General features: G+C 33.3%; 17 protein-coding genes. All 17 read left to right on the top strand.

Annotated elements, in window-relative coordinates; all coding sequences use genetic code 11:
* Positions 1-2 precede the first annotated feature (2 nt).
* The 17 genes from RTY06_RS04665 to RTY06_RS04585 all read left to right on the top strand — a co-directional run bounded on the left by RTY06_RS04665 (position 3) and on the right by RTY06_RS04585 (position 12380).
* Positions 3-998 (top strand): BtrH N-terminal domain-containing protein, encoded by a 996-nt coding sequence (locus tag RTY06_RS04665; RefSeq protein WP_312823176.1) that lies wholly within the window; start codon positions 3-5, stop codon positions 996-998.
* A 1-nt stretch (position 999) separates the two neighbouring features.
* Entirely contained in the window at positions 1000-1752 is a 753-nt protein-coding gene (locus tag RTY06_RS04660) for an ABC transporter ATP-binding protein (protein WP_312823175.1), read from the top strand.
* On the top strand, positions 1742-3007 hold the full coding sequence (locus RTY06_RS04655) for an ABC transporter permease (RefSeq protein ID WP_312823174.1): 1266 nt from the start codon (positions 1742-1744) through the stop codon (positions 3005-3007). Before RTY06_RS04660 ends, RTY06_RS04655 begins: the two co-directional genes overlap by 11 nt.
* A complete protein-coding gene (locus RTY06_RS04650; protein WP_312823173.1) occupies positions 2997-3416 on the top strand; it encodes an acyl-CoA thioesterase in 420 nt (139 codons plus the stop codon). Before RTY06_RS04655 ends, RTY06_RS04650 begins: the two co-directional genes overlap by 11 nt.
* Positions 3416-4549 (top strand): beta-ketoacyl synthase N-terminal-like domain-containing protein, encoded by a 1134-nt coding sequence (locus tag RTY06_RS04645; protein WP_312823171.1) that lies wholly within the window; start codon positions 3416-3418, stop codon positions 4547-4549. Before RTY06_RS04650 ends, RTY06_RS04645 begins: the two co-directional genes overlap by 1 nt.
* 40 nt (positions 4550-4589) lie before the next feature.
* Positions 4590-4832 (top strand): addiction module family protein, encoded by a 243-nt coding sequence (locus RTY06_RS04640; protein ID WP_312823170.1) that lies wholly within the window; start codon positions 4590-4592, stop codon positions 4830-4832.
* Positions 4822-5109 (top strand): type II toxin-antitoxin system RelE/ParE family toxin, encoded by a 288-nt coding sequence (locus RTY06_RS04635; RefSeq protein WP_312823169.1) that lies wholly within the window; start codon positions 4822-4824, stop codon positions 5107-5109. The genes RTY06_RS04640 and RTY06_RS04635 overlap by 11 nt, the downstream gene beginning before the upstream one ends.
* A 9-nt stretch (positions 5110-5118) precedes the next feature.
* Positions 5119-5658 carry a 3-oxoacyl-ACP synthase gene (locus tag RTY06_RS04630; RefSeq protein WP_312823167.1) on the top strand — a complete coding sequence of 180 codons (540 nt, stop codon included), beginning with the start codon at positions 5119-5121 and terminating at the stop codon, positions 5656-5658.
* A 59-nt stretch (positions 5659-5717) separates the two neighbouring features.
* Positions 5718-5975, top strand: coding sequence for a phosphopantetheine-binding protein (locus tag RTY06_RS04625; protein WP_312823165.1), 258 nt, complete (start codon positions 5718-5720; stop codon positions 5973-5975).
* Positions 5976-5978: 3 nt separating this feature from the next.
* Positions 5979-7178, top strand: coding sequence for a beta-ketoacyl-[acyl-carrier-protein] synthase family protein (locus tag RTY06_RS04620; RefSeq protein WP_312823163.1), 1200 nt, complete (start codon positions 5979-5981; stop codon positions 7176-7178).
* Positions 7175-8236: a beta-ketoacyl synthase N-terminal-like domain-containing protein gene (locus RTY06_RS04615; protein ID WP_312823162.1), complete on the top strand. Its 1062-nt coding sequence runs from the start codon at positions 7175-7177 to the stop codon at positions 8234-8236. The genes RTY06_RS04620 and RTY06_RS04615 overlap by 4 nt, the downstream gene beginning before the upstream one ends.
* A gap of 52 nt (positions 8237-8288) precedes the next feature.
* Complete coding sequence (locus tag RTY06_RS04610; protein ID WP_312823161.1) at positions 8289-9044, top strand: polysaccharide deacetylase family protein; 756 nt, start codon at positions 8289-8291, stop codon at positions 9042-9044.
* On the top strand, positions 9037-9663 hold the full coding sequence (locus RTY06_RS04605; RefSeq protein WP_312823160.1) for an outer membrane lipoprotein carrier protein LolA: 627 nt from the start codon (positions 9037-9039) through the stop codon (positions 9661-9663). The genes RTY06_RS04610 and RTY06_RS04605 overlap by 8 nt, the downstream gene beginning before the upstream one ends.
* 40 nt (positions 9664-9703) lie before the next feature.
* Positions 9704-10264, top strand: coding sequence for a hypothetical protein (locus RTY06_RS04600; protein ID WP_312823158.1), 561 nt, complete (start codon positions 9704-9706; stop codon positions 10262-10264).
* A gap of 2 nt (positions 10265-10266) precedes the next feature.
* The gene (locus RTY06_RS04595) at positions 10267-10638 is read left to right on the top strand and encodes a 3-hydroxyacyl-ACP dehydratase (RefSeq protein WP_312823156.1); all 372 of its coding nucleotides are present in this window, start codon (positions 10267-10269) and stop codon (positions 10636-10638) included.
* Between the two features lie 99 nt (positions 10639-10737).
* Positions 10738-11208 carry a hypothetical protein gene (locus RTY06_RS04590; RefSeq protein WP_312823154.1) on the top strand — a complete coding sequence of 157 codons (471 nt, stop codon included), beginning with the start codon at positions 10738-10740 and terminating at the stop codon, positions 11206-11208.
* Positions 11208-12380 carry a DUF2062 domain-containing protein gene (locus tag RTY06_RS04585; protein ID WP_312823151.1) on the top strand — a complete coding sequence of 391 codons (1173 nt, stop codon included), beginning with the start codon at positions 11208-11210 and terminating at the stop codon, positions 12378-12380. Before RTY06_RS04590 ends, RTY06_RS04585 begins: the two co-directional genes overlap by 1 nt.

Raw genomic sequence — 12380 nt, 5'->3', positions numbered from 1 at the left:
ATATGCAAATCAACTTTGAACACCATCAGACCGCACATTGCGAAAACGGTGTCGCCTCCAATTTGTTACTCAACAGAGGTTTAAAACTCAGCGAACCAATGATTTTTGGAATCGGTTCGGGATTATTTTTCGTGTATTTACCTTTCTTAAAAGTAAATTTCGCTCCCGGATTCAGTTATCGTCCAATGCCTGGAGCAATTTTCAGCAAAGCAGCAAAAAGACTGGGAATTAAAATAAAAAGACAAAAATTCTCCAATCCAAAAGAGGCGCAGACGGCTTTAGAAAAAAATTTAGAAAATAATATTCCAACTGGTTTACAAGTTGGAGTTTTCAACTTAACCTATTTTCCGGAAGAATATAAATTCCATTTCAACGCTCATAATCTTGTGGTTTATGGCAAAGAAAACGGGCGATTTTTAATCAGTGATCCTGTAATGGATTTTGCAACATCACTTACAGAAGCTGAATTGGAAAAAGTACGTTACGCAAAAGGTGCACTTCCACCGAAAGGTCATATGTATTTTCCAACGCATATTCCGGAAAATATAAACCTTGAAGAAGCTATCAAAAAAGGAATTAAAGACACCTGCAAAAATATGCTCGCTCCTGTTCCTTTAATTGGTGTAAAAGCAATGCGCTGGGTTGCGAAAAGCATTCCGAAATGGGCAGAGAAAAAAGGCACAAAAGTGACCAATCATTATCTTGGTCAGCTCATCAGAATGCAGGAAGAAATCGGAACTGGAGGTGGCGGTTTCAGGTTTATTTATGGTGCTTTTTTACAAGAAGCATCTGTGATTCTAAAAAATGACGAACTGAAAGAATTATCCAAAGAAATCACCAGAATTGGTGATCTTTGGAGAGATTTTGCCGTGGATATTGCGCGAGTTTATAAGAATAGAAATTCGAAAAGTGATATTTACAATCAGCTTTCAAAATCGATGCTTCATATTGCAGATTTGGAAGAAGCTTTTTATAAAAAACTTAGAAAAGCGATTTAGTTTGGAACATATTATCGAAATAAAAAATCTTTATAAAAAATACAAAAGCTCCGATGAGTTTTCTGTAAATGATATTTCGTTGAATATCGATAAAAACGAAATCTACGGAATTCTCGGACCCAACGGAGCCGGAAAAACCACATTAATTTCGATGCTTTCCGGATTAATTAAACCAACTTCGGGAAGTTTTACCATCAACGGATTGTCGCCTAAAAAAGATAGTTCGAAAATCAAACAAATTATTGGAGTAGTTCCGCAGGAATATGCACTTTATCCAACTTTAACAGCTAAAGAAAACCTTTTGTTTTTTGGAAGTTTATATGGATTAAAGCCTAAAAAAATTCATAAAAAAATTGATGAAGCCTTGGAAATAATGGGTTTATCAAAATTTGCAGATAAAAAAATCGAACAGTTTTCCGGTGGAATGAAACGCCGTTGTAATCTCATTGCAGGAACGCTTCACAATCCAAAAGTTTTGTTTTTAGACGAGCCAACTGTTGGCGTTGATGTGCAATCAAAAAAAGCTATTATTGATTATCTTTTAGATTTGAATAAAAAAGGGACTTGCATTATTTATACTTCGCATCACTTGTCAGAAGCTGAGGAATTCTGTACAAAAATCGCCATTATCGACCACGGAAAAATCCACGCAACAGGAACGCCGGAAGAATTAGTAAAAAGAGTTGTTAATGCGGAAAATCTTGAGGATGTTTTCATTTCATTAACCGGAAAAGAATTGAGAGATGTTGTATAAATTGTGGAGAAGTTTTGTCAAGGAAATTCAGTTACTGAAAAGAGATTCGGGAGGAATTGTCATTATTTTTCTGATGCCTTTGCTTTTGATTATCACGATTACTTTGATTCAGGATTCGACATTCAAAAATCTGGAAGGTTCAAAAATTCCGATTATTTTTATTGATAATGATAAATCTGAAGTTTCAAAAGTCATCACGCAGGAACTTAAAGACAGCAAAACATTTGAATTGGTTACAGATTATAATGTAAAGTCTGCTCAAGAAGCAGTTTTCGGCGGAGATTATCAGATGGCGATTGTCATTCCTGAAAATTTAACCAAAGATTTAAATTCAAATATTGATTCCAAAGTTCAAACCATTGTGAGTTCTTTTGGATTAGATGCAGACTCAGCTTCGGCAAAAATCTCTGCCGTGAAAACAAAAGACATTCATTTGTATTTTGACCCGGCAACCAATCTAGGTTTTAAAAACTCAGTTATGAATGCCATTAATAAAATGGTTTTTGAAATTGAGAACAAAAAAATCTATAAAGCTTTCCAAGACCAACTGGGAACAACAGAAAATCTGGAAGAGAATAAAAATTTAATCAGCTTCAAAGAAATCATTCCGAAAAATGGAAAGCTAGATGTCATTCCAAATTCGGTTCAGCACAACGTTCCGGCTTGGGCTTTGTTTGCAATTTTCTTTATTGTTGTGCCTTTGTCTATTAACTTGGTTAAAGAAAAAAGTCAAGGAACGAGTGTAAGAATTCGCATTAGTCCAACACCTTATTTCATTCATATTTTAGGAAAAACATTTACTTATTTAATTATCTGTGTCATTCAGTTTTTGCTGATGGTTGCAGTTGGCGTTTGGCTTTTCCCTTATATGAGTCTGCCACAGTTTGACGTGACAGGAAAGATGTTTCATTTAATTATTGTGACTTTATTTGCAGGATTAGCAGCGATTGGATTTGGAATTTTATTAGGAACTGTAGCTAAAACACAGGAACAATCAGCTCCTTTTGGCGCAACTTCGGTTGTAGTTTTAGCGGCGGTCGGAGGAATTTGGGTTCCAGTATTTCTAATGCCGGAATTTATGCAGAAAATCGCTCAGTTTTCTCCGATGAATTGGGGACTGAATGCCTATTATGATATCATCTTAAGAAACAGTGGAATTGGAAATATTGCTAAAGAACTCGTTTTTCTATTTCTATTTTATATAGCGATGATTGCTATTTCATTATTTTACGAAAGAAAACAAAATGCAGTCTAAAGATTTAACTTGTACCGAGGAAGTACGTGTAAGATTCAACGAAACAGACCCACTCGGAATTGTGTGGCACGGTCATTACATCGTCTATTTTGAAGACGGAAGAGAAGCTTTCGGAAGACAGCACGGTTTGACCTATCTTGACATTCAGAAAGCGGGATTTGTAACACCGATTGTGAAAAGTACCTGTGAACATTTTCTTCCCTTGAAATATGGAGAAACATTCAAAATTGTGACAACTTTCGTGAATTCTGTTTCGGCAAAACTGATTTATAAATACGAGCTTTTTAACGAAGAAAATAAATTAGTTTGTTTAGGAGAAACGATTCAGGTTTTTTTGGATTCTGACAATAATTTATGTTTATACAATCCTGAGTTTTTTCAAACTTGGAAAGATAAAATGGGATTATAATGAAGAAGGAAATTTATATCACAGATTATAACTGCATCACACCTTTAGGTTTTGATGTTTCGTCAAATTGGCATGCTCTTTTGGAAGGAAAATCGGGCGTAACTTTACATAAAATCATAGAAAATCAGGAGTCTTTTTACGCTTCGATGATTGATTCTGAAAAATTGAATGAAGAATTTCAAAACAACTTCGACAATCAGAATTTCACAAGGCTGGAAAAAATGTTTTTGTTGAGTCTAAAACCTTTAGTTGAAAAACATCAGATTTCAGAAGAAACAGCTTTTATTTTATCGACAACAAAAGGAAATATCAGTTTATTAAAGAATCAGGAAACTTTACCGGAAGGTGCTTTCCTTTCTAATTTAGCTCAAAAAATTGCTGATTTTTTCGGATTCAAAACAAAACCGATTGTTGTTTCAAACGCTTGTGTTTCCGGAGTAATGGCGATTGCTGTTGCGAAAAATATGATTCAAGCTGGAAAATATAAAGATGCTTTTGTGATTGCCGGAGACGAAATTTCAGAATTTGTAATTTCAGGTTTCAATTCTTTTCAGGCAATCGGAACAGAAATCTGCAAACCTTACGACAAAAACCGTGACGGAATCAACATTGGTGAAGCAACCGCAGCGGTTTACATCACTTCAGAGTTAAATCAAAACGAAAAATTTAGTTTTAAAATTTTAGGAGATTCAGCAATTAATGATGCAAACCATATTTCCGGACCATCAAGAACTGGTGAAGGATTGTTTTCAAGCATCAAAAATGCGATGACGGAAGCCAAGATTTCATCAGAAAAAATTGATTTTATTTCTGCACACGGAACAGCAACAATTTACAACGACGAAATGGAAGCCATCGCTTTCAATAGGATTGAATTACAAAATGTTCCTTTGAACAGTTTGAAAGCTTATTATGGCCACTGTTTGGGAGCTTCTGGATTATTGGAAAGTATTATTTCTATGGAATCTGCTTTGAATAATATATTAATTCCATCAAAAAACTTCGAAGAAACGGGAACTTCTCAATCTTTGAATATCATTAAAGAAAATCAACCTGCAGAAATCAAATATATTTTGAAAACAGCTTCAGGTTTTGGTGGATGTAATGCAGCAATTGTTTTGGAAAAATGCTGAAAATAATTTTGTAATTTTGATAGGATTAAAGTTTTAGGAAATGGAATCTACTGTAGACATTAGAAAAAGAATTCACGAGTTCATTGATATTGCCGATGAGAGAATTCTTCGAATCATTAACGGAATTATAGACGTTGAGGAACAAGAAGATAACTATCCTGCTGTCCCATATTGGTATTATGAAAAACTGGAAATTGAAAGAGAAAAACATTTGAAAGGAGAAACACCTTCATATACTTGGGAAGAAGTAAAGCAAAGATTGATGAAAGATTATGACTTATAAATTAATTTTAAAGTCAAATGCTCATAAAGAATTATCCGTGGCAATTGAATATTACCAAAGCAAAAGAAAAGGCTTAGGTCTTCAATTTTTAAAATGTGTTCAAAATTTTTTTGACAGAATTACAAAAAATCCGCTACATTATCCTTTAAAGAGTAATAATTTTCGAGAAGCATATATTCAAAAATTTCCTTACATCATTATCTATGAAGTTATAGAGAATGAAATTGTGGTGTTTTCTGTTTTCAACACTCACCAAAATCCAACAAAAAGGCCTTAAAATTGATTAATGAAGAAAACAGACATTTGCACCATAGAAAATTCAAAAATCGTTCTCAACAACGAAATTATTTTTGAAACTCAAACCGAAAATTTTCAAGACTTTGCGAAAGAGGCTTACAAAAGTTTAGAATTAAATTATCCTAAATTTCATAAAATGGATAACTTGAGTAAACTTGCTTTTCTAGCTTCTGAAATGATTTTAAAGAATGAAGATCACAGCAGAACTGCTTTGGTTTTTGCAAACAAATCATCAAGTTTAGACACCGATTTTAAATATCAAGAAAGCATCAATTCTCAGGAAAATTATTTTCCGAGTCCTGCGGTTTTCGTGTATACTTTGCCTAACATTTGCGTTGGTGAAATCAGTATTAAACATAAAATGCAGACCGAAAATGCTTTTTTCGTCTTGGATGAATTTGATGAAGAATTTTTAAACAATTACGCACAACAGATTTTAAATTCTGGAAAAGCAGAAAAAGTATTATGCGGCTGGGTAGAACTTTATAAAGAAAATTACAAAGCTTTTGTATATTTGCTAAATAACTAGAAAAATTAAACAACACAACGATGTTCAATAATTAGAATTATTGAATTAAAATTATTTTTATGGGAGATTTAAAATTAGAATTAAAAAACAAAATCGTAGAAGTTCTTAACCTAGAAGATGTTTCTGTAGAAGAAATCAAAGATACAGATCCATTATTCGGAGGAGGTCTTGGATTGGATTCTATCGATGCTTTGGAATTAATCGTTCTTCTTGAAAAAGAATACGGAATCAAATTATCTGACCCGAAAAAAGGGAAAGAAATCTTCCAATCTATCGAAGTAATGGCGAAGTTCATTGAAGAAAATCGCACAAAATAATTGATGAGTCAAAAAATTGCCATAACAGGAATGGGCATCATTTCCGCAATTGGAAACAATGTGGAGGAAAATTTGAGCTCATTAAAATCCGGCAAACACGGCATTTCGGATATAAGTTTATTTGAAACTCGTCACGCTGGAAAGATTAAAACTGGCGAAATCAAATTATCTAATGAAGAATTGGTAAAAAAACTTCAGTTAAATGAAGATAATAATGCTACAAGAACTTCTTTGTTAGGAATGATTGCTGCAAAAGAAGCCGTAGAAAGTGCTGGAATTTCTGACATTAATGAATATAAAACGGGGCTCATTTCTTCCACAAGCGTTGCAGGAATGGATATTACTGAAAAATATTTCTATTCCTACGAAGACTTTCCTGAAAAGCAAAAATATATTGACTCTCACGACGCTGGCAATTCATCTTTATTGCTTGCAGATTATCTTGGCTTAAAAGGAATGGTTTCGACAATCAGTACAGCCTGTTCATCTGCAGCGAATGCGATTATGATGGGCGCAAAACTGATTAAAAGTGGCGTTCTCGACAGAGTAATTGTCGGCGGAACAGATTCTCTTTCAAAATTTACGTTGAACGGTTTCAATACATTGATGATTTTAACTGATTCTTACAACACGCCTTTCGACAACGACAGAAAAGGTTTGAACTTAGGAGAAGCTGCTGCTTTTCTGGTTCTTGAATCTGACGAAATCGTGAAAAAGGAAAACAAAAAAGTTCTGGGTTATCTTTCTGGATACGGAAATGCGAACGACGCTCATCACCAAACTGCTTCTTCGGAAAACGGACAGGGTGCTTATTTAGCCATGGAAAAAGCACTGAAAGTTTCTGGTTTAGAAAAAGAAAATATCGATTATATCAACGTTCACGGAACGGCTACTCCGAATAATGATTTATCGGAAGGAATTGCAATGATTCGGATTTTTGGTGAAAATCAAGTTCCGGAATTCAGTTCTACTAAAGCTTTTACAGGTCATACTTTGGCGGCGGCGGCAGGAATTGAAGCTGTATATTCATTATTAGCTATTCAAAATAATTTGATTTTTCCGAATCTGAACTTTAAAACAAAAATGGAAGAATTTGATTTGACACCTGTGACTGAACTCAAAGAAAAAAACATCAATCACGTTCTTTCTAATTCGTTTGGTTTTGGAGGCAATTGTTCAACCTTAATTTTCTCAAAATCGTGAGTGCAGTTTATATCAACAGTGCAGCCTGCATCTCGGTTCAGGACACTTTAAATGAAAATTTCATCCAAAATTTAAAGCCTGAAAATTCATCTCAGGTTTTAAAAGCTATTGAACCCAATTACAAAGAATTCATTCCACCTGCAGCAAGCAGAAGAATGTCTAAAACAGTGAAAATGAGTTCCGTAGCTTCACAATATGCTTTGAAAGAAGCCGGAATCGAAAATCCAGATGCGATTATTGTCGGAACAGGAATGGGTTGTTCTCAAGACTCTGAAAAATTTTTGAAAAACGTGATTGAAAATAATGAAGAGTTTTTGACTCCAACGTTTTTTATTCAATCCACTCACAATACGGTTTCTGGACAGATTGCTTTAGGTTTGCAATGCCACGCTTACAACTTCACTTATGTGAATACGTCTTCATCTTTGGAATTTTCGCTGTTGGATGCGAAACTTCAAATCAATGATGATGAAGCGGAAAATGTTTTGGTTGGTTCTACAGACGAGAAAACTGACAGAACAATGGAATTGTACAAACTCAACAATACCATTAAAAAAGAAGAAAATCTTCCTGCTGATTTTTTAAATTCCAATTCGGAAGGTGTGATTTGGGGTGAAGGTTCTAGCTTTTTTGTTATCGGAAAAGAAAAAACTGAAACTTCTTATGCCCAACTGAAAGATATTCAAATCATTAACAAATTAGAATTAGTAGAAACCCAACAATTTGTTGAAGACTTTTTAGCTAAAAATAATTTAAAAAGTGAAGATATTGATACTGTGATTGTGGGTTTCAGTGGAGATTCAGAATCTGATGTTTATTATAAAAACGTTTCGGAATTATTTCCCAATTCTGCATTGTTATACTACAAACATTTGAGTGGAGAATTCAATACGGCAAGTGGTTTTTCAGCATTTATGGCTTGTCATATTTTGAAAAAACAAGTGATCCCTGAGGTGATGAAAATTAATTCTGTAAAGAAATCAGAAATTAAAAACATTCTTTTGTATAATCATCTTGGAGGAAAAGACCATAGTTTGGTTTTGCTGGAGAAAGCTTAATAATTCAAACCTTCAAGGTTTTTGAAACCTTGAAGGTTTATATAAATTATAAATGAAATACTATTTATTCATCCTACTTTATCTTTTTTGGAACAGCTTCATTTATGTTTTCAATGGAAGTATTTGGATGTATATCTTCTGTTTCGGTCTATTTTCAGCAACGGTAATTTGGGGTTCTTTTGATATTCAATTAAAATATTTCATTAATTCCATCACTCAGAAAAGAACAAAAATCAAAGAAATTGCTTTGACCTTTGACGATGGTCCAACTGAATTTACTCCGAAATTTTTAGATTTATTGAAAGAAAAAAACATCAAAGCCACATTTTTCTGTATCGGAAAACGGATTGAAAAATATCCAAAAATTTTTCAAAGAATCATTGCTGAAGGTCATTCGATTGGAAATCATACTTATTCTCATTCTAATAACACTGGATTTTTATCAAGTTCAAAAATGATTGAGGAAATTGAAAAATGTGATGAAGTAATTTCGAAAATCGGAAATATTAAAACTAATTTTTATCGCCCGCCTTTCGGAGTCACCAATCCGAATATTGCAAAAGCCATCAAAAAAACTCAGAAAAAAAGTATCGGCTGGAATGTACGTTCGCTTGATACAGTAATTGATAACGAAAAGAAAATCTATAACAGAATCACGAAAAATCTTAATAAAGGAAGTATTATTCTACTCCACGACACTTCGGAGAAAACGTACAACGTTTTGGTCGAATTATTGTTATTTTTGGAGCGTGAAAAGTATTCGACTTTCACGATGGATTCAATGATTAATTCTACAAATAATGATTAAGAATATTGCTTTAGGCACATTTTTATTAATTTCAAGTTTCGTTTTTTCACAAAATACTGCAATGTCTTCTGCAGAAGCCAAAGCATTTGTGACGAAAGTTTCTTCTGAAACCAAAGAAATCAAAACTTTGCAGGCAGATTTTACTCAAACCAAAAAATTGGATTTTCTGGACAAAAGCATTGTGACTTACGGAAAAATGTCTTTAAAATCTCCAAATTCACTGAGTTGGAAATATACAAAGCCTTATCAATACAGCATTGTTTTCAAGGACAACAAAATCTACATCAACGACCAAGGAAAAAAATCCTCTGTTGATGCAAAAAGCAAAACCTTTGAAAAAATCAATAAACTGATTGTGGGAAGTTCCAACGGACAAATGTTCAATGACCCAGAATTTTCTGTTAGTTATTTCAAAAATGCGAATTTCAACATCGCTAAATTCACTCCGAAATCTGCTCAATTGTTGAAATACATTAAGCAAATCGAATTGCAATTCCCAAAAAACGAATCAACAGTTTCTCAAGTTAATATGACGGAAGCTTCAGGAGATACAACCAATATTGTTTTCAAAAACACAAAAATCAATGCGCCGATTTCTGTTTCAGAGTTTTCCTTATAGTCTGATTTTTTTGCTATTTGTTTCGTGCAAAACATACGAATTGACAGGCGTAAAATCGATTTCTAATTCTAAAACAACGGTTGAAAATCTCTATTTTTCGTCGAACGAAGATTATATTTATAAATGTCAATTGGATATTTATAACAATCACGTTAGCGGGATTTTAATCATAAAAAAAATTAATCAAACCACTCATCGTGTCGCAATGACTTCCGATTTTGGAAACAAACTGATTGATTTTGAGCTTTCTGATAATGATTTCAAACTCAATTATGTTCTTCCTGATTTGGATAAAAAAATAGTCATTAATTTCTTAAAGAATGATTTTCAAAGACTTCTGAAAAGAGAATATCCTGTCACAGAAAGTTTTGAAGACGACAATTCTAAAATTTATCTTTCCAAAATCAATAATCAATCTTATTATTTGTTTTACAACAAAGACAATTCTCTACTGAAAAAAGTGGTTTACACGAAGAGCAACAGAGAAAAAATCGATTTTACTTTTGATGCGAAAAAACATATCTTCGCAGATAGTATTGATTTACAACACAAAGATTTCAATATCAACATCAAACTATTTCAAATCACGGATAACGAATAATTATGCAGAGCATTCTTAATGATTTCTACGCTGTTGCCTCTCACGAAAAAACAGAAAAAGGTTTTAAAGCAAATATAACTTTGAACAAAGACCACCAAATTTTCAAAGGTCACTTTCCCGGAAATCCTGTAACGCCTGGCGTTTGTATGATGCAGATTGTGAAAGATTTGGCAGAAGAATTTACTAATTCTAAACTGTTTTTGAAAACAGCTTCAAACGTTAAGTTTATGGCAATTATTAATCCTTTTGAAACGCCGGATTTGGTTATGGATTTAGACATCAATGAAACTGATGAAGAGATAAAAGTAAAGAATACCACTTCTTTTGGCGAAACAATTGCATTGAAACTTTCAGTTACTTATAAAAAATTATAACGTTATGAAATCGCCGTGATTTGTAAACAAAAACACCAATAAATATACAGCGATAACATATGACCTTAAAAAAACAATAAATATCTACATATGAAACTGATGTTCGTTTTTCTCTTATCCATATTTTCGTTCTTTCAATCAGATTTGGAAGCTTTGAGAGACAGTTATGCAATAGCAAATCAATCCAAAGAAAATGCTAAAAACTTCATCGAAATTGCTGATAAAAAAACATCTTCTGACCCTGTAATCTCCGGCTACAAAGCAGCAGCAAAAGTTTTGGAAGCAAAAGTAACAACAGACGGTAAAAGAAAAGCGCTCGTAAAATCTGGCGCAGCCAGTCTTGAAAGTCTTATAAAAAGTAATCCCAACAATACAGAACTTAGATTAATAAGATTAAGTGTTCAGGAAAATATTCCAAAAATTGTAGGTTACAATAAGAATCTTAAAGAAGATAAAGAATTCATCCTCAGCAATTACCGTAAGCAAAATTCTGCATTGAAAAGTTACATCAAGAAATTTGTTGCACAATCCAAAACAATGACCACTGCAGAAAAAGCGACTTTAAAATAATGACCATCCAAGAAGTTCAAAATGCCATTTCTGAAAAGAAAATCTGCGTTTTAATTCCTACTTACAACAACGAAAAAACTCTAAAAAGAGTGATTGACGGCGTATTAGATTATACCGAAAGTATTATTGTGGTCAACGATGGTTCAACTGATTCTACCAATCAGATTCTTAGCAGTTATTCTCAAATTTCAATCTTTAGTTTATCTGAGAACAAAGGAAAAGGAAATGCACTTAAAATAGGTTTCAGGAAAGCAAAAGAATTAGGTTTTGATTTTGCCATCACCATTGATTCTGATGGGCAACATTATCCAGATGACATTCCGGTTTTTGTAAAAGCTTTACTTGAGGAAAAAGAAGATGTTCTTCTGATTGGAAATCGAAATATGTTACAAGATGGAATCCCAAGAAAAAGTAGTTTCGGGAACAATTTTTCTAACTTCTGGTTTTGGTTCGAGACCGGAATCAAATTGGAAGATACACAATCCGGTTACAGACTTTATCCATTAAACAAGATTCCGAAAAAATATTTCACGCCTAAGTTTGAATTCGAAATTGAAATCATCGTAAGAACAGCCTGGAGACATATTCCTGTGAAGAATGTTCCTGTGAAAGTTTTGTATGACCCTGCTGAACGCGTTTCTCATTTCCGACCATTTCGGGATTTTACGAGAATCAGTATTCTGAATACTATACTGGTTTTCATCACTTTGGTTTACATCATTCCTAGAAACTTCATCAGGAATTTCAAAAAAAAAAGTCTTAGAAAATTCATAAAAGAAGATGTTTTGGAAAGCGATGGAAGCAATCGTAACAAAGCATTTTCCATTGCATTAGGAATTTTTTTCGGGCTTTCTCCGTTTTGGGGATTTCAGACTGCACTGGTGATTTCTTTGTCTGTTCTTTTTAAACTGAATAAGGTTTTGGCATTTGTCGCTTCTAACATTAGTTTACCGCCGTTTATTCCGTTTATTATCGCTGGTTCATTGTTTATTGGAGCGCCGTTTGTAAGTGGCGAAAGTAATTTCTTAAATCAAGATTTGAATTTCGAATTGGTCAAAAACAATTTTCTTCAATACATCATTGGAAGTTTTATTTTAGCGACAACAGCTTCTTTAATTGTCGGAATTTGTTCTTATATTCTACTGAAAAAGATACACCCGAAAAACGGTTAA

Origin of the sequence: Epilithonimonas sp., assembly GCF_032055105.1 — a bacterium.
In the GTDB taxonomy this organism is placed as follows: Bacteria; Bacteroidota; Bacteroidia; order Flavobacteriales; family Weeksellaceae; genus Epilithonimonas.
The sequence above is the reverse complement of the archived record's forward strand: the minus strand, read 5'-3'. Positions and strand labels throughout refer to the sequence as shown.